Source organism: Planococcus sp. SE5232 (assembly GCF_050686535.1).
Lineage (GTDB): Bacteria > Bacillota > Bacilli > Bacillales_A > Planococcaceae > Planococcus.
The window spans coordinates 65,643-83,787 of the sequence record NZ_JBOGCP010000006.1; the positions used below are offsets into that span (position 1 = coordinate 65,643).

16 protein-coding genes and 1 other annotated feature are annotated in these 18,145 nt (G+C 47.2%); of the genes, 4 read left to right on the forward strand and 12 right to left on the reverse strand.

The annotated features are described in order from the left end of the window. Positions 1 to 7: 7 nt before the first annotated feature. The 5 genes from trmB to pepV all read right to left on the reverse strand — a co-directional run bounded on the left by trmB (position 8) and on the right by pepV (position 4,482). Positions 8 to 658, reverse strand: a complete 651-nt coding sequence (trmB, locus tag ACRC6Q_RS17395; protein ID WP_223642151.1) for a tRNA (guanosine(46)-N7)-methyltransferase TrmB — start codon at positions 656 to 658, stop codon at positions 8 to 10. 22 nt (positions 659 to 680) lie between these two features. Continuing rightward, positions 681 to 1,589: a diacylglycerol/lipid kinase family protein gene (locus ACRC6Q_RS17400; RefSeq protein WP_223642149.1), complete on the reverse strand. Its 909-nt coding sequence runs from the start codon at positions 1,587 to 1,589 to the stop codon at positions 681 to 683. Between the two features lie 21 nt (positions 1,590 to 1,610). Further along, positions 1,611 to 2,150 (reverse strand): RNA 2',3'-cyclic phosphodiesterase, encoded by a 540-nt coding sequence (gene thpR / locus ACRC6Q_RS17405; RefSeq protein WP_223642147.1) that lies wholly within the window; start codon positions 2,148 to 2,150, stop codon positions 1,611 to 1,613. 92 nt (positions 2,151 to 2,242) lie between these two features. Beyond that, positions 2,243 to 3,091 carry a D-amino-acid transaminase gene (dat, locus tag ACRC6Q_RS17410; protein ID WP_223642145.1) on the reverse strand — a complete coding sequence of 283 codons (849 nt, stop codon included), beginning with the start codon at positions 3,089 to 3,091 and terminating at the stop codon, positions 2,243 to 2,245. A 17-nt stretch (positions 3,092 to 3,108) separates the two neighbouring features. Next, positions 3,109 to 4,482, reverse strand: a complete 1,374-nt coding sequence (gene pepV, locus ACRC6Q_RS17415; protein WP_223642143.1) for a dipeptidase PepV — start codon at positions 4,480 to 4,482, stop codon at positions 3,109 to 3,111. Positions 4,483 to 4,785: 303 nt separating this feature from the next. On the opposite strand from pepV, the gene ACRC6Q_RS17420 reads away from it, so the two are divergent. Further along, positions 4,786 to 5,007, forward strand: coding sequence for a DeoR family transcriptional regulator (locus ACRC6Q_RS17420; protein WP_142829443.1), 222 nt, complete (start codon positions 4,786 to 4,788; stop codon positions 5,005 to 5,007). Positions 5,008 to 5,047: 40 nt separating this feature from the next. On the opposite strand, the gene ACRC6Q_RS17425 is transcribed toward ACRC6Q_RS17420, so the two are convergent. Next, positions 5,048 to 5,761 carry a pseudouridine synthase gene (locus ACRC6Q_RS17425; protein ID WP_431467147.1) on the reverse strand — a complete coding sequence of 238 codons (714 nt, stop codon included), beginning with the start codon at positions 5,759 to 5,761 and terminating at the stop codon, positions 5,048 to 5,050. A 10-nt stretch (positions 5,762 to 5,771) separates the two neighbouring features. Further along, positions 5,772 to 7,376, reverse strand: a complete 1,605-nt coding sequence (locus tag ACRC6Q_RS17430) for a putative polysaccharide biosynthesis protein (RefSeq protein ID WP_223642139.1) — start codon at positions 7,374 to 7,376, stop codon at positions 5,772 to 5,774. A gap of 128 nt (positions 7,377 to 7,504) precedes the next feature. Here ACRC6Q_RS17430 and ACRC6Q_RS17435 point away from each other — a divergent pair, with 128 nt between their 5' ends. Next, entirely contained in the window at positions 7,505 to 8,788 is a 1,284-nt protein-coding gene (locus ACRC6Q_RS17435) for an NAD(P)/FAD-dependent oxidoreductase (RefSeq protein WP_223642138.1), read from the forward strand. A 108-nt stretch (positions 8,789 to 8,896) separates the two neighbouring features. On the opposite strand, the gene leuS is transcribed toward ACRC6Q_RS17435, so the two are convergent. The 3 genes from leuS to ACRC6Q_RS17450 all read right to left on the reverse strand — a co-directional run bounded on the left by leuS (position 8,897) and on the right by ACRC6Q_RS17450 (position 12,965). Next, complete coding sequence (gene leuS / locus ACRC6Q_RS17440) at positions 8,897 to 11,308, reverse strand: leucine--tRNA ligase (RefSeq protein WP_431467148.1); 2,412 nt, start codon at positions 11,306 to 11,308, stop codon at positions 8,897 to 8,899. Positions 11,309 to 11,349: 41 nt separating this feature from the next. Then, positions 11,350 to 11,556: a binding site (T-box leader), on the reverse strand. Positions 11,557 to 11,600: 44 nt separating this feature from the next. Next, on the reverse strand, positions 11,601 to 12,254 hold the full coding sequence (locus tag ACRC6Q_RS17445) for a 3-oxoacid CoA-transferase subunit B (RefSeq protein WP_223642134.1): 654 nt from the start codon (positions 12,252 to 12,254) through the stop codon (positions 11,601 to 11,603). An 18-nt stretch (positions 12,255 to 12,272) separates the two neighbouring features. Beyond that, entirely contained in the window at positions 12,273 to 12,965 is a 693-nt protein-coding gene (locus ACRC6Q_RS17450) for a CoA transferase subunit A (RefSeq protein ID WP_223642132.1), read from the reverse strand. A 175-nt stretch (positions 12,966 to 13,140) separates the two neighbouring features. On the opposite strand from ACRC6Q_RS17450, the gene ACRC6Q_RS17455 reads away from it, so the two are divergent. Together ACRC6Q_RS17455 and ACRC6Q_RS17460 are read left to right on the forward strand one after the other, a co-directional pair. Continuing rightward, positions 13,141 to 14,094 carry a TIGR01212 family radical SAM protein gene (locus ACRC6Q_RS17455; protein WP_431467149.1) on the forward strand — a complete coding sequence of 318 codons (954 nt, stop codon included), beginning with the start codon at positions 13,141 to 13,143 and terminating at the stop codon, positions 14,092 to 14,094. After that, positions 14,091 to 14,642, forward strand: a complete 552-nt coding sequence (locus ACRC6Q_RS17460; protein ID WP_223642121.1) for a class I SAM-dependent methyltransferase — start codon at positions 14,091 to 14,093, stop codon at positions 14,640 to 14,642. The genes ACRC6Q_RS17455 and ACRC6Q_RS17460 overlap by 4 nt, the downstream gene beginning before the upstream one ends. A 60-nt stretch (positions 14,643 to 14,702) precedes the next feature. Here the strand turns inward: ACRC6Q_RS17460 and ACRC6Q_RS17465 are convergent, their stop codons facing one another. Next, on the reverse strand, positions 14,703 to 15,431 hold the full coding sequence (locus ACRC6Q_RS17465) for a hypothetical protein (protein WP_431467150.1): 729 nt from the start codon (positions 15,429 to 15,431) through the stop codon (positions 14,703 to 14,705). Positions 15,432 to 15,903: 472 nt separating this feature from the next. Continuing rightward, on the reverse strand, positions 15,904 to 17,832 hold the full coding sequence (locus ACRC6Q_RS17470; protein ID WP_431467170.1) for a heavy metal translocating P-type ATPase: 1,929 nt from the start codon (positions 17,830 to 17,832) through the stop codon (positions 15,904 to 15,906). Positions 17,833 to 18,145 lie beyond the last annotated feature (313 nt).

Sequence of the window (18,145 nt, forward strand, 5' to 3'; positions counted from 1 at the left end):
GTCATGATCAACTAACTGAAAACTGTGCTTCCAACCGGTAAATCGGCTGGCCTTTTTTCGAAAACTTCTCTTCGTACTCCGTCATGATATTCCATTCAGGTTCATTGTCGTGAAGATCCAATGAGACATCCTTTAATAACATACCATATTCAGAAATGCTCGTAAGTGAATATTCAAAAAGTTTTCGGTTATCGGTCTTAAAATGGACTTCTCCCTTTTTAGGCAATACCGCTTCATAGAGTTTCAAAAAAGATTCGTGTGTCAATCTGCGCTTGGCATGACGCTTTTTCGGCCATGGATCCGAGAAGTTCAGGTAGAGCCTGTCCACTTCCCCTTTTTCGAAATAATCGGCGACGTTTTTCGCGTTGACTTTCAATAAGCGCAAGTTGGGAACACCCTTCTCCTCTTCTAAGATGGTCTCGAGCGCCGTAACGATGACACTGTCGAATAGCTCGATGCCGATATAATTGATAGCGGGATTGGCTTTTGCCATACCGATGATAAAACGGCCTTTGCCGGTTCCTGCTTCAATGTGAAGTGGATTTTTGTTGCCGAATACTTCCTGCCATTTCCCTTTTTGCTGCTCCGGGTCCGGAATGACGATCTCCGGATGTGTATCGATTAAATCTGCTGCCCATGGTTTAAATCGTGATCTCATGTTTCATCCTCTTTCTATTCCATTAATTTATTGAATTCCATTTTTTATGGCCGACCGTATAAACAACCGTTTCGTTTTGTGGGCTCATACCAGCATCATCGCCATCCACATGGCGGCAAATCGGTCTGTCGGTAGAAAGACGGAATTCCGGGCCGCTCATTTGGCTGAGCTCCTTGAAACGTGTATGTGCTCCGCTGAATACCGTACCAAAAACCAGCAAGAGTTTCAAACGCGAAATGTGGTGGACGACCGTCAATTCAAGCAATCCGTCATCTGTTTTCGATGTCGGGGATATTTTCATACCTCCGCCGAAATAGGGTTGGTTGCTGACGGTCGCCAGCCAGACATCTTTATAGACAACTGGAGTCCCGCCGTTTTCCACGGTTAAAGTGAATTTCTCGAACTTCAGGAACGTCCTGACTACATAAAGCAGATAGATCAGTTTCCCGAGGCCGACCTGGTTGAGCTTTTTCTTGATGATCGACCGGTTGACCGCAATGGAGATTGCCGCATCAAAGCCGATTCCTGAGCTGCTGACGAACTGATAACCCTCGCCATCGCGAAATTCGCCGAGGTCTTCCTTACGGGAAAAAGGCTGATTGAGAAACTGTTCAATTTCCTGTGCATCTTTGAACGTTCCATAAGCTCTCGCAAAATCATTGCCGGAGCCTGCCGCTACAGAGCCGATCATCAGCTCTTTCGCTCCTGCTGCCCCCACGACGATTTCACGCAAGGTTCCATCTCCACCGAAGCCGATCAACAAGACTGGCTGCTGCAGTTCCCGGAAGCCGGCCGCTATCTCGGTGGCATGTCCAGGAAACCGGGTAATGAGCTGTTCGAATGGAAACTGGATGGTTTTTTCAAAGTGACGCCATTTCTTTAGCGCTCTGCCATTACCCGCGACCGGATTGATGATAAATACTGTTTTCATAAACACTCGCCTTTGGACGTATTAAATGCCGGTGCTCAACGGATAATTCGCGATCTTTTGATAACGCGGATTTTCCATTGGTGCAATTCGAAACAGTGAAAACTCCGTCACTTCGAATAGCATTTTGTCGACTGAAAAATGCATTTCTGCCGGATCGCCGCCAGCCCATTTGCTGGCCAACGTAATATGCGGCACAAACTTCTTTGAATCAGGGCGGATCTGCAGCGATTTCAGATTTTCGAGCACCTGCTGCTGCAGTTCCTCCAATTCCTTGCTGTCTTCAAGAGAGGCATAAATCACTCGGGGAGTTGCAGGATTGCCGAATTTCTTAATGCCATCAATGGTCAGGCTGAATGGCTGCTGATCAATCCCTGCAAGCAGTTTTTCCACCTGATCGATTTCATCGTGCACATCTTCGCCGATGAACAAGAGCGTGATATGCATATCCTCCGGCGGCGTTTGCCTTTTATGGCTCTGTAAATTCCAGGAGCGCCGCTCTTCATCCAACTTCTCCGCAATAGCTGACGGAATTTTTATCCCAATAAAATAATGTGGTTTCATTGTCATCACCTGGCTTCAGTTTACCATGCCACGAGACACAAAAAAATAGTGATTGGCCGGGGCCAATCACTTTTCTCAAGAACTGTATCTGTTTACGATTTTACGCCCACTCCAACGCGTGCTTCAAAAGCGGTCTGCAGTTTACGGGTCAATTCCCCGGGTACACCTTGACCGACTTTTTGGTCGCCGATTTCAACGATCGGCATCACTTCAGAGGTTGTGGAAGACATGAAGAATTCGTCCATTTCGAGTGCTTGCGTTTTCGTGAAAGCTATTTCTTCCACTGGAATGTCCAGCTCTTTGCACAGCTCAAGAATGACTCTTCTCGTAATGCCATTCAAAATAAGGTTATTGGCAGGATGGGTATATAGAATGCCATCTTTAAAACCATACATATTCGATGAACAGCCTTCTGTCACGGTTTCACCACGATGCAGAATGGCTTCAAAAAACCCTTCTTCGGTAGCTTCCTGTTTGGCCAGCACATTGCCGAGCAGATTCAGGCTCTTGATGTCGCAGCGCAACCAGCGGATATCTTCGATGAATTTAGCTGTTACGCCGGATTTCATGCTTGCAATCGGGCGTTCCACCGTTTTGGTATTGCCGGTGATGACCGGAGTTGCCTGAGTCGGGAACTGGTGCTGGCGTTCTGCGGCACCACGGGTGATCTGCACATAAACCTGGCCATTATCGATATTGTTCATTTCAACAAAATCATACATCATTTTATGGAATACGTCTTTTGTATGCGGAATGACGATTTTGATTTTATCGGCGCTTTCATAAAAGCGGTCAATATGCTCTTTCGCTGTAAACAGATTGCCGTCGTAAACGCGAATCACTTCATAGATCCCGTCTCCAAATTGATAGCCGCGATCTTCCTTCGAAATCACCAAATCCTCTTCACGAATAAACTCTCCATTATGCAATATCATATCCATATCCATTCCCTCTTTCCTCATTTTTTACAAGCTAATTGGTAAATCGCTTCCGCGTAGATCGCAGTCGCTTTAATTAAGTTGTCGATGTCGACAAATTCATCCGCTTGATGGGCAACATCCGGTTCGCCTGGGAACAGCATACCGAAAGCCACTCCTTTATCCAAAACACGCGCATAGGTGCCTCCACCAATAGCGATTAGTTCTGCTTTGCTGCCGGTCTGCTTTTCATACGCGTTTTGAAGCGTCTTAATGAACGGATCGTTTTCGTCCACATAATGAGGCGGAGAATTGGACGCAATGTCCACTACGAAATCCTTTAACTGGTAGGCAGCCATCTTCTCTTCAAATGGGTAACTGACGGAATACCGCATGCTGACATTGATCATGGCGGTTTTGTGTTTCTCAAAACGGATAATTCCGGCATTGAATGTCGTATCCCCTGACTGTTCATCCGTAAAATCGAGGCCGAGCTTGCGGCCCCGTGAATCCTGATAGAACGTGTCTGCAACGAATGCAACAAATTTCTGGCCGTCGCCTTCCAACCGGTCCTTCAAAAACAGTGCCAAAAGAATGCCGGCATTGATGCCGTTATCCGGTTCCATCGCATGCGCTGCTTTTCCGTTGAGAGTCAACTCGGTTGAGCCGTTATGCTGTTCGACCACCCCTGTCACCTGATGCTCTCTGCAAAACTCCTTGAATTCTTCCTGCCACTCCTCCAGCTGGCCATTTAAAATGGCTGTCGCCTTATCGGGCACCATATTGGTCCGGTACCCAGCAATAAATGATTCCAGGATGGCATCTTCATACATCGAAAAAGTCGAAAAAACCAGATTGGCGATGCCTTTTTCCGCATTGATAATGGGGAAATCAGCGTCTGGCGCAAACGCCATCGTCGGCATTTCTTCCGTCTCGAAATAGCCTTCTACACAACGGAAGCCGCTTTCTTCGTCGGTCCCGATGATCAACCGGATCCGTTTGGTAAATTCCACATCCGCATCTTTCAGCATATTCAATGCTGTCCAGGCGGCAATTGTCGGTCCTTTATCATCGATGGCACCGCGGCCATAAAGACGACCGTCCTGAATTTCTCCACCGAACGGGTCTTTGGTCCACCCTTCGCCAACCGGCACGACATCGACATGCCCTAAAATTCCGAGTAATTCTTCACCTTGTCCAATTTCCAGATGTCCTGCGACATCCGCTACATTTTTTACCGAATAGCCTTGCTCTCTTCCTTTTTCCAAAAACCAATCCAATGCCTGCTTAACTTCTTTTCCAAAAGGAGCTGTTGGCGTTGTTTCGTCACTCAACACGCTGGGAATTGCCACTAATTCCTGTAATTCACGCAGCATGGTTTCTTTGCGTTTTGTTGCTTCTAGCAGCCAATCCATGTTTCACACTCCTTTTTGTTATGGCTATTGTACACCTTTTTTCAGTAATTTAAAGAATTTGTCTCTAATTTGCATAAAAAATTCTGTCTTTCTAATGTTATTTTTGTGTAAAAATAAAGGAAAATCCTAGAATTCGAGATGTTTTTCCGCTATAATCTAATTGTCAGACTAGTAAGAATGACACATCTTTTTAGGAAAAGGGGCTGTCTTTGGCATCTATCATAAACCTGCTGTATAAACCTCAGCACATCGTCCGCTAGTCTTTGCCAATGGGAAAAAAGATGAAGGAGTGGTTCTATTACTATGAAACCTACAACCGATCGCATGCTCATTCGAATTAAAGATATGTATAAGTACATTCTCGAAAATGGGACTGTAACGACGCAAGATCTTGTCGACGAATTCGGCATCACTCCTCGCACCATTCAAAGAGATTTGAATGTGTTAGCCTTTAACGACTTGGTGACCAGCCCAACTCGAGGCAAATGGACAACGACGCAACGGAAAGTGAAAATGACGTCCTGAAAAGATTTCCTAAACAAAGAAAATGACCGCAGCTATGCGGTCATTTTCTTTGTTTTAAACTGTTTACTTCTTCTTCCGTCAAATGCCGGTATTCCCCGAGATCAAGCTCCGGATCAAGGCTTAACGGTCCCATCGATAAACGCTTCAAGTAAACCACCTGTTTGCCGACACTCTCGAACATCCGCTTAACCTGGTGGAACTTGCCTTCTGTGATGGTCAATTCGATTTTGGAAAAAGCACCGCTTTCGAGAATGTTGAGGCTGGCGGGCTTCGTTACATAACCGTCGTCCAGCGTGACGCCCTCCTCGAATGCTTTTGTATCTTCTTCTGTAACAATTCCTTCGATCTTCGCATAATAGGTTTTGTCCACATGCTTTTTGGGCGACAGTAATTCATGTGCCAATTTACCATCATTGGTCAGCAACAGGAACCCTTCGGTATCCTTATCCAGACGTCCGACCGGAAACGGTTCGAAATGCCGGTCTTCTTCCGCCAACAGATCTATGACTGTCTGATCGTATTTATCTTCTGTCGCCGAAATGACGTCCGGTGGTTTGTTCATCAGCAGATAGATGAACTCGGTATAGGCAACCGGCTCTCCGCCGACCAGCACTTGGTCAGCGTGTTCATCGACATGGACTTTCGGGTCACGGACGACTTCGCCGTTCACTTCCACCGCTTTTGTCTTCAGCAGGATCTTGACTTCTTTTCTGGAACCGAAGCCCATATTGGAAAGGTATTTGTCTATACGCATGCTGTCACTCCTAAAAGCCTAATTTCCGGGAAATTCTTGTTATTTTCGAGCCAAGCAATTTTTGCGCCAAGCCGGTTTTCAAACCGAGATAGCCGTAAACGATGGCACCCACGCCACCAATCAGGATAATGCGCAGCATTGACAGGAATTTATTGTCCAGCCCGATGAATAGGTCCAAACCTGACATCACCAGGTAAACCGCACCGGCCATGATCAGGTTCAGGATAACGATCAAGATGACACGTCTTCCAACCATCTGCGAGCGATAGTTCATCGTTTTGACGATGACCAGCATGTTCATGCCGATGGCCACCAGATAGCCGATAATCGTCGCTGCGATGGCGCCATCTGTTTCAAAACGTTCGATGAGCGGAGTGTTTAAAATCCATTTCAACAATAAGCCGAGAGTTAAGTTGATGATGATCCATTTTTGTTTGTTGATGCCCTGGAGGATTGAGGCCGTTACCGGGAAGGCCGCAAACAGAATAGCCACCGGCAAGTAATGAGCCAGGATTTCAGAACCTACATCACTGACTTCATAGAAGACATGATACAGTTCGTCGGATAACATCGTCATGCCGATAACGGCAGGCAAAGTCAGGAACAGCAGGACCTGTATTGACTGGTCCAGTGTCCGCGACACTTGAAGATGTTCATTGCGGGTAAAATGCTTGGTGATCAACGGAATCAAGGCCATTGAAAATCCAGTGGCCAGCATGACCGGAATCATGACCAGCTTATGGGCCGTCAAGTTCAAAATTCCAAGCAGGTCGATTTCCGAGAAATTGCCGCCGGAACTCATCGCCCGGTTGAAAGTCATCAGATCGACAAATTGGAACAAAGGATTGGCGATGCCGAGGAAAATGACAGGAATCGCATAGATGACGATTTCTTTGTACATATCCCGCAATTTAACATCGTAGGATTCAACTGAATTGGCCAAGAGGCGATTGTATTCCGGTTTTTTCTTTTTCCAGAAATAAGCCAATGTGACGATTCCGCCAAGTGCTCCAACGGCCGCAGATAATACAGCAAATTGAATGGCTGTTTTCGGTGTGCCGCCAAAAATATAGATGACCGCAAACGCTCCGCCCAATAGGAAAATGATGCGGACAATCTGCTCGACCAGCTGCGAAACCGCCGTTGGCATCATGTAGTTATAGCCTTGGAAAAACCCTCTCCATAGACTCATGAATGGAACGACGATCAACGCAAAACTGACCCAACGGATCGCTTCCGTAACATCCCCGACTGAATAGATTCTTTCATCTTCGGAAATGGTGATGCGGGCAAGCGGTTCTGCAAAGAGGTAAAGCAGGAGGAAAGCAACAAAGCCGGTGACCATCATGGTCAAGAGGCCTGACTTCAATAATCTCCTTCCGGTTTCATAATCTCCGAGGGAATTGTATTTGGCGGTGAATTTCGAGAAAGCGATCGGGGCTCCTGAAATGGCCAGTGCCAGCATCAGGTTATACGGTATGTATGCGTATTGATAAAGACCGATATTGTCTTCTCCCACCATGCTGTAGAACGGGATGATATAAATAACGCCAAGGATTTTTGATAAAAACAAACCCAAGGTTAAGATGGCTGTACCTTTAATTAATGACGACATTTTGCACTTCCTGACTTGTTCATGATAAAAGCAATCTACACGATAGTTTACACCTATAGAAGAAATTACTCAACGAGTTTCGCATCATCGTGTATACTGAAAGAAAAACGAAAGCGAGTTCTTATTTTATGTATGACGTTATAATCATCGGCGGGGGTCCCTCCGGTTTAATGGCATCGATTGCCGCAGCTTCCAATAACCAAAAGGTTTTATTGATCGAAAAGGGTAAGAAATTAGGGAAAAAATTAATCATTTCCGGCGGTGGGCGCTGCAATGTGACCAATCGTCTGCCTCTTGACGAAATTGTGAAACATATTCCAGGGAACGGCCGTTTTCTTCACAGCCCGTTTTCCGTATTCAATAATGAAGACATCATTTCTTTTTTCGAAGGACTCGGCGTCGCTTTAAAGGAAGAAGATCACGGCCGGATGTTCCCGGTATCCAACCGCGCACAGGATGTGGCTGATGCCATGTTCAAGGAAATGGACCGGCTGAATGTCACCGTGCTGCTCGACTCGCCTGTCAAGAAGCTGTTGATGACGGATGACAAAGTAACAGGTGTCCGCCTGCACACCGGCGAAGAGTATACCTCTAAAGCAATCGTCGTAGCGGTAGGCGGAAAAGCGGTCCCTCAAACGGGCTCTACGGGAGACGGCTACCCTTGGGCGGAAAAAGCGGGGCATACTGTCACCGACCTTTACCCGACCGAGGTGCCGCTGCTGTCGAAAGAACCGTTTATCGTCAGCAAGGAACTTCAAGGCCTTGCGCTGCGTGATGCAGCTGTAACCGTCTTGAATAAAAAAGGCAAAGTCCTCGTGACACATCAAATGGATATGCTGTTTACCCATTTCGGATTGAGTGGACCTGCAGTGTTGCGCTGCAGCCAGTATGTCGTCAAGGAAATGAAGAAAAACGGCGGCCAGCCTGTTGAAATGCGCATCAATACCCTTCCGGATGAAAATGCGGAGTCCGCTTTCCAGCTGCTCTTTAAGATGATGAAGGACGAACCGAAAAAATCGCTGAAAAATGTCTGGAAGAGCCTAGCACAGGAGCGCTGGCTGCTATTCCTTCTTGCGCGTGCAGAGATCGATCCTCAATTGACCGGCGCGGAACTTGCCAGCGATAAAGTGCGTGCATTTGCGCAGCAATTGACTGCTTTCAGCATGTTTGTCAACGGCACTCAGCCGATTGAGAAAGCTTTTGTTACCGGCGGCGGTGTGTCCATCAAGGAAATTGAACCGAAGACGATGGCTTCCAAAAAGAAACCGGGCTTGTATTTCTGCGGTGAAATTTTGGATATCCATGGTTATACCGGTGGCTACAACATCACATCTGCACTCGTGACCGGCAATGTCGCCGGCCAAAGTGCAGCACGGTTCGCTAAGGAAAGCCAGGTAGAAAGCGGAGTTTAAGAACAACGACATCGATAATATAAAAAGAGTCAGACTGGAAATTCTCCAGTCTGACTCTTTTTATGTTTCATATTCTATTTTTCTTTTGTCCAGACTCCGCTGTTCTTTTTACCCAACTACAATATTGACCAATTTCCCTGGAATGACGATGACTTTGCGTACTTGTTTGCCATCTGCCGCTTTTTGGACTTGCTCGTCCGCGAGCGCCGCCGTTTCCAGCTGTTCTTTCGTACTGTCTTTAGCGATGGTCAACTTGGTTTTCACTTTACCATTGACCTGCACCACGACTTCGACTTCATCATCGACCATTTTCGTCTCGTCGTACTGCGGCCAGTTTTCGTAAGAGACCGATCCTTCGTGGCCCAATTTCTCCCATAGCTCCTCTGCTACGTGAGGCGCAATCGGTGACAGCAATTTCACGAAGCCTTCCACGTATTCTTTCGGAATGGAATCCACTTTATAGCCTTCATTGACGAAGACCATCATTTGCGAAATGGCTGTATTGAAACGCAGTCCTTCAAAGTCGTCGGTCACTTTTTTGACGGTTTGGTGATAGATTTTTTCCAGCTTGCCGTCATTGGCATCGGTGACTTTCGCACTCAATTGCTCATCGTCCATCAACAGGCGCCAAACGCGGTCAAGGAATCGGCGGGAACCGTCCAAGCCGTTTGTCGACCAGGCGATTGACGCTTCCAGTGGACCCATGAACATTTCGTACATGCGCAAAGTGTCTGCTCCATGGCTTTCGATGATTTGATCCGGATTGACGACATTCCCTTTGGATTTCGACATTTTCTCGTTGCCTTCACCCAGGATCATGCCTTGGTTAAACAATTTCTGGAACGGTTCTTTCGTTGATACCACACCGATATCGTAAAGTACTTTATGCCAGAAGCGCGCATACAATAGATGAAGTACGGCGTGTTCGGCACCACCGATGTAAACGTCTACTGGCAGCCAGCGTTTCAAGAGTTCCGGATCAGCGAGCATTTCATCATTGTCCGGATCGATAAAGCGCAGGTAATACCAGCAGCTTCCTGCCCATTGTGGCATCGTATTGGTTTCACGGCGCCCTTTCATGCCGGTTTCCGGATGGACAACATTGACCCACTCATCGATATTGGCAAGCGGTGATTCACCGGTGCCGCTCGGCTTGATGTCCGTTGTCACCGGCAGCATCAATGGCAGGTCTTTTTCTTCGACCGGCGTCATTGTGCCGTCTTCCCAGTGGATAATTGGAATCGGCTCGCCCCAGTAACGCTGGCGGCTGAACAGCCAGTCGCGCAGACGGTACGTAATTTTCTTTTCGCCGACCTGCTTGTCGACCAGCCAGTTGATGGCTTTTTCAATAGCTTCTTTTTTATTCAATCCATTAAGGAAGTCGGAATTGATCAATTCGCCGTCGCCAGCGTATGCTTCTTCTTCAATATTGCCGCCTGAAACAACTTCGACGATCGGCAAATCGAATTGCTTGGCAAACTCGTAATCGCGCTCGTCGTGAGCCGGAACGGCCATGATGGCGCCTGTCCCATAAGTAGCCAATACATAATCGGCAATCCAGATCGGCATTTTTTCGCCGCTTGCCGGATTGGTCGCATAAGCGCCTGTGAAGACACCTGACTTGTCTTTCGCCAAATCCGTGCGCTCCAAATCACTTTTCGTCTTGACGTCATCGATGTATTTTTCCACAGCCTGTTTTTGATCGGCTGTGGTGATGGCCGCCACCAATTTATGTTCAGGTGCCAATACTGCATAAGTCGCCCCGAAAATCGTGTCCGGACGTGTCGTGAACGCACGGAAGGAATAATCGGTGTCGGCAACCTGGAATTCCAGCTCTGCCCCTTCGGATTTGCCGATCCAGTTGCGCTGCATGTCTTTCAGGCTTTCCGGCCAGTCCAGTTCATCCAGGTCTTCAAGCAAACGGTCCGCATACTCAGTGATGCGAAGCACCCATTGGCGCATCGGACGGCGCTCGACCGGATGGCCCCCACGCTCTGATTTGCCGTCGATCACTTCTTCATTGGCCAGAACTGTGCGAAGTTCCGGACACCAGTTGACAGCCACTTCATCTACATAAGCAAGGCCTTTATTGTACAATTGGATAAAAATCCATTGCGTCCATTTATAGTAAGAAGGGTCCGTTGTGTTGATTTCGCGGTCCCAGTCATAGGAAAATCCAAGTTCCTGAATTTGGCGCTTGAATGTCGCAATATTTTTGGCAGTGAATTCCGCCGGATCGTTGCCGGTATCCAATGCATACTGCTCTGCTGGAAGGCCGAATGCATCCCAGCCCATCGGATGAAGGACATTATAGCCCTGCATACGTTTTACGCGGCTCAAAATATCCGTTGCCGTGTAGCCTTCCGGATGGCCTACGTGAAGCCCGGCGCCTGATGGATACGGAAACATATCCAATGCGTAGAATTTTGGTTTGGACGGATCGTCCACCATTTTGAATGTTTTGTTGTCCTGCCAATATTTTTGCCATTTCTTTTCAACTGTCTTGTGCTTGAATGTCATTTCCTGTTCCTCCTCAAAATAAAAACTCCCGTCCCTCATAAATAAGGGACGGGAGTTTTCCCGCGGTACCACCCAAATTAGCGATCGCTCGCTCAACTTGACTCCTTAACGCGGAAAACGGTGTATCTTACTTGGTTTCACATACACTGACTCCAAGGTGAGTTCGGTTGCGCGTTTTACCGGCTTGCACCATCCGCCGGCTCTCTGTGGAAAACACACAAACTACTAGTCCTCTTCGCTGTCATTGGCTATTGTCTTCATTTTAGACGAACGGCCGTTTTTTGGCAATAGCCTACGAGACTTTAACGTTATCGGTATTCAGCGGTGCATCGGTCGAGTCGATGATATCCTGGACCGTAAAGCCCTCGAACACCTCTGACAGCACCAATCCAGCTTCTGTCACTTCGATAACCGCGCGTTCTGTGATGATTTTGTTGACCACGCCTTTGCCTGTCAGCGGCAAGTCGCATTGCTTCTTGATTTTGGAAGAACCGTCTTTTGAGACATGATCCATGATGACAATGACCTTTTTGGCGCCATGGACCAAATCCATCGCTCCGCCCATGCCTTTGATCATCTTGCCGGGAATCATCCAGTTCGCCAAGTCGCCGTTTTCAGCGACTTCCATGCCACCGAGAATGGCCACATCGATATGGCCCCCACGGATCATCGCGAAAGACTCGGCACTTGTAAAGAACGCAGATCCCGGAATGGTGGTGACCGTTTCTTTTCCGGCATTGATCAGATCCGGATCCACCTGATCTTCTGTCGGATAAGGGCCGATTCCCAACAGGCCGTTTTCTGATTGAAGAACGACGCTCTTGTTTTCGGAAATGAAATTAGCGACCAGGGTCGGCATGCCGATTCCCAGGTTCACGTAATCGCCGTCATTGATTTCTTTTTCGGCTCGCTTTGCAATACGTTCTCTGACTAATTGTTTATCCACGATTTTCTCCACCCTTTCCTAGACAGTGCGTGTTGTTAGACGTTCAATGCGTTTTTCCTGCTTGGCCTGAAGCAAGCCTTGTACATAGATGCTTGGCGTTTGGACATGGTTCGGATCGATCGCCCCGATTTCCACGATTTCTTCGACTTCTGCAATCGTGATCTTTCCAGCGGCTGCAGCCAGCGGATTGAAGTTCTGGGCTGTTTTGTTATAAACCAGATTGCCCATTTTATCTGCTTGATAAGCTCTTACAAGCGAAAAGTCTGCCCGCAAGGCGTGCTCAAGTACATATTCTTTGCCATCAAATTCGCGAATTTCCTTGCCTTCTGCAACTGTCGTGCCAACGCCCGCCGGTGTAAAGAAAGCTGGAATTCCCGCTCCCCCTGCGCGCATCTTTTCAGCAAGTGTTCCCTGCGGCGTCAATTCAACTTCGATTTCGCCTGATAACACCTGGCGCTCGAACTCTTTGTTTTCGCCTACATAAGAACCGATCATTTTTTTGATCTGCTTATTTTTCAATAATAACCCCAGTCCCCACTCGTCCACTCCGCAATTATTGGAAATGACAGTGAGGTCGGTAACCCCTTTATCGACCAGTGCCAAAATCAATTGTTCAGGTATCCCCACTAATCCAAAACCGCCTACCATGATTGTGGCGCCATCCTGAATCTGTTCAACCGCTTCTTTCGCCGAACTGTAAATCGGTTTCATCCCATTGTGCCCCCTCTGTCCATTATCTGAATACCAATCAATAAAACGCTTTCATACCCAATTTAAACAAACTATTGCAGTAAACGCAATATTCATAAAATCAAAGACGCTCTATTAGAGCATTGTTGGCTGTTTTATCGACATGCTACAATGTCAGAAGAGGAGTTGTTTTTAAGTGCATACAGAATTTCCTTTTTCATCTGATGGAAAACGCTACTATACATGGAATCGCCATCTGCGCGATCATTTTGGTTTTAAAGTCATGAAAATCGCTTTGGATGCGGGCTTTGACTGCCCAAATCGCGACGGTACTGTCGCCCATGGCGGATGTACATTCTGCAGCGTTGCAGGGTCCGGGGATTTTGCGGGCGACCGGGTGGATTCGATTCCCGAACAGTTCGATAAAATCAAAGCAAAAATGCACCGCAAATGGAAAGATGCCAAATATATGGCTTACTTCCAAGCCTACACCAATACACATGCGCCGCTTCCGGTCATCAAGGAAAAATTTGAAGCGGCGCTGGAACAGGACAATGTCATCGGTTTAAGCATCGCGACACGCCCCGACTGCCTGCCGGATGACGTTGTCGATTACCTCGCGGAACTGAACGGACGGACATACCTGTGGGTCGAGCTCGGACTTCAGACCGTTCACGAACGGACGGCGCTATTGGTCAACCGCGCCCATAACTTCGAGGCATATGTCGAAGGCGTCACGAAATTGCGCAAGCGCGGCATACGGGTCTGCACCCATATCATCAATGGCCTGCCGCTGGAAGACCGGGACATGATGATGGAGACTGCACGTGAAGTCGCAAAACTTGATGTGCAAGGCATTAAAATCCACCTGCTGCATTTGTTGAAAGGCACGCCGATGGTAAAACAATACGAAAAAGGCATGGTCGAATTTCTGGAAAAACAGGAATATATCAATTTAGTGGCCGACCAGCTCGAAGTGCTGCCGCCTGAGATGGTGGTCCAGCGCATCACGGGCGACGGTCCTATCGATTTGATGATCGGGCCGATGTGGAGCGCCAATAAATGGGAAGTCCTGAATGGCATAGATGCTGAACTGGAGCGCCGCGAGAGCTGGCAAGGAAAATTGGCTGCGGGAAGTGTCACGTTATGACATTGCAGCGTGTTTTGCCTTACACCAAATTCCTTCTCGAGCAGGCCATCTCCCCGGGAGACTGGGTAATCGACGGCACTGCCGGCAACGGCCATGATACGCATTTCCTCGCCGGATTGACCGGAGCCACAGGAAAAGTCTTTGCTTTCGATATCCAGGCAGAAGCGATCCTGGCCACTGGCGAACGGGTCAAGGATTTCCATCATGTCGAGCTTGTCCATGACAGCCATGCCAAAATCAAGGAGTACGTCACAAGCCCGATTTCAGCAGCTGTCTTCAATCTCGGCTATTTGCCGAAAGGCGACCACAGCATCATCACGAAAGCACAAAGCACCTTGACAGCCCTCGAACAATGCCTGGAGCTCTTGTCAGTCCATGGCTTATTGCTGGTCGTCGTGTACAGCGGGCATGAAGGCGGCAGCGAAGAGAGGGATGCTGTCATGGAATTCGTTTCAGCACTTCCGCAAAAATCATTCGATGTCCTAAAGTATGAATTCATCAACCAGCAGCATTCTCCGCCCTTTCTATTGGCGATCGAGAAAAAATAATAGAAAATGCCGAAAGAGACCTCGTCCCTTTCGGCGTTTTTCTGTTAGACGAACAATTGATCATTCGGGATTCCATTTTGAGTCTGTTCGAAAACTCCGTTCATAATTCGTCAACTCTGAATCAGACATCTTTGCATAAACTTCGGAATCAACCGCTGCAGCTGCAGCTTTATCCATGAGAGCATTCGTCCGTTGACCTGTTTCCACTGCCTCCAAAAGAAGCGAAGCTGCCTCTATTCGGTAAAGAATAGCTCCTTCCAAATATAATTTATAATCGTGCAGATGCTGGGCATGGGCTGTCGAGCTTTTAAATTCCATCACCCTTATTCGGTTCAGCAACGATTCATATTTTCGTTGTATGCTCGTCAAATGATTGTACAATGCATCTTCATCCAGCGATTCCGGATCTGTGACCAAAACTCCCCAATGGCTTTGCCAGATTTCATTGAATCTGCTGTTCACTTCATTGATTTCCAGCCAGGCATAATTCATAGAAAAATCATATTTGCTTAATACGGCATGTGCAACATGCGGCTCGTTAAAGTCATCCGATGGCACATTGATTTCGGTTGGATCTTTCAATGAAAGAACCACCATCTCCCATCCTTCTTTTTGTAAACGCCTGAGGAGCTCGCCGCCGATTTCATGGCTTGTAACTATCGTTTCTACCTTTACGATTTCCATTTCTCCAACTGCCTTTTCTTCTTGTTGACCGACCTCATGAGAAATCTCCAGTTCTTCCGCCGACTTTTCCTGCGCTTCTTTTTCTTGCGTCATTTGTTCATTCATTTCACTGCAGCTCCCTAACAGAAGACAAACCACCAGAAAATGACTTGCCCGTAACAACCGAACATCGACTCTGCTTTGTGTATTCATAAAACTCAACCTTCCTCCATAGGTTGTTGTGAATTAGATTCCCTTTGACATCAGCGCAAGGTCTTTCTGCCCATACCATGGAACAGAGCAGCTTTTCTATGTACTTTGTTATAGAGGTTGAATTTTTATCATCACTTGATTAGTTTATCAATACCATCTTTTCCCTTTTTTAAAACACCGAATCCAAACATTCCGTACACGAAAGAGAATGAACTGCCTTTTGCAAAAGATAGGGTTCCACTTTCGGCTGACACGCACCAGTACTAAAACAAATCTATATTAGTTCAGTTTGCCTGTTTAAAGGAAAATGTAAATGACAGACAAAAGCCGATTTCCTCTTGGCAAAAGGAAATCGGCTTTTTTCATTTTAATCCAGCTAGACACTTCACGCTTTTAACAACTTGGCATTGATGGCGACAATAACGGTACTTAGGCTCATGAAAACCGCCCCGATTGCTGGGCTGATGACAATTCCCCAAGGCGCCAGAACACCTGCAGCTAGTGGAATCGCGAAAATATTATAGCCAGTCGCCCACCATAAGTTCTGCACCAATTTCCGATAGGTTTTTTTGGAAAGTTCAATCAGCGCCACTACATCGTTCGGATTGCTCCTTACAAGCACAACATCAGCCGTTTCCATGGCTACGTCCGTTCCAGCTCCGATTGCAATTCCAAGGTCAGCGGTTGCGAGTGCAGGCGCATCATTTACACCATCTCCGGTCATCGCCACTCTCCAACCTTTATCTTTTATCTTTTTGATTTGGTTGGCCTTATCATCCGGCAGCACTTCTGCATAGACTTCATCAATGCCCAGTTGTTTCGCTACCCAATCCGCCACCTTTTGGTTATCTCCAGTCAGCATGATGGAATGGATGCCTTTTTCCTTAAGGGCCGCTACAGCTTCTTTCGCGGTTTCCCGAACGATGTCAGCTAAAGCAATCATACCGGCAAGCTGATCCACCACAAGGACGAAGACAACGGTCTTCCCTTCTTCTGATAGCTCATTAAAATCCTTCTTGCTATAGCTTAAGTCATTGCTGTTCATATATCCGGGACTGACAACATTGACTTTCTTTCCATCTACTGTCCCTTGGATGCCTTTGCCGGTAATCGATTCAAAATCGCTCACTCGGCCGATCCGTATCTCTTTTTCCTTGGCGGATGCAACAATGCCTGCAGCAATCGGATGCTCCGAATTTTGTTCGATTGCTGCTGCTAACTGCAGCAGGTGTTCATCAGTATAGTTGCTTTCAGTGACGATGTCCGTCACACCGAATTCACCTTTTGTCAATGTGCCGGTTTTATCAAATACCACTGCATCCAGATTTCGTGCTCCTTCAAAATTTGCACGGTTTCGGATCAGCAGCCCCTGTTTAGCGGAAATGGATGTGGAGACAGCAACCACCAGCGGCGCTGCCAGACCCAAAGCATGCGGACAGGTAATGACCATCACCGTAACCATCCGTTCAATGGCGGTATCAAACGCATATCCGAACGCCAACCAGGCGAATAACGTGACGAAGCCAGCAACCAAAGCTAAATAAAACAGCCACTTGGCCGCACGATTCGTGAGGTCTTGTGTTCTGGATTTAGACTCCTGCGCTTCTTTCACCATTATGATGACTTGGGACAAATACGATTCTTCCCCTGTTTTCTCCACTTCAATAATCAAGGAACCTTCTTTGTTCACCGATCCCCCAATGACGCCATCGCCTTCTGTTTTATCGATAGGAACAGATTCCCCAGTCAGCATCGATTCATCAATTGTTGATTTCCCTTCAAGAATTAACCCATCCACCGGAACTTTTTCCCCCGGCTTCACCAATACCCGGTCCTTATGGCGGATTTCGGATAACGGTATATCTTGTACTTGGTTGTGTTCATCCAATTTATGCGCTTCACTCGGCATTAATTTCACCAGCTGCTCCAATGCATTCGATGCTCCCATAATTGACCGCATTTCAATCCAGTGGCCGAGCAGCATAATAACCACAAGTGTCGCCAGTTCCCAATAAAGCTGATTGCCATCCCACCCAAAAACGACCAAGGTACTGTAGCTGTAAGCAATACTGATGGCTAAAGCGATCAAAGTCATCATGCCTGGATTTTTTTCTTTCAGTTCGCTGATGCCGCCGGTTAAAAATGGCCAACCACCATAAAAGAAAACGATAGACGATAGGGCAAATAAGATGTACAGATCGTTCTCAAAACGCCAGTCGACTCCCATAAAATGCTGAATCATCGGGGACAATGCCACTATTGGAATGGTGAGGACCAAAGATACAAAGAACCTCTTCTTGAAATCCTCTACCATCTCTTCATGTCCGTGATGTCCGTGATGTCCGTGATTGCCATGTTTTTCAGGAGTTGACTGACCCTGTTCTTCTTGGATGGTCGATTCGTCCTGTCTCCTATCTGGATGATGACTAGGTTTTTCAGTGGAATGTGAATGTTCTGCATGACTGTGTTGATTTTCTTGGTTTTTTGCCAACGGAATCCACCTCTCAATCAATATTCGTCTTGTAAACTGCTCATGCTGCTAGTATAAAATCGAGTTGTCGAGAATGTGTGCAGAGTTACTCCCCTCTAGCAGATTTTCTTCGCATCCCTGCTTTTTCCAAAGAAAA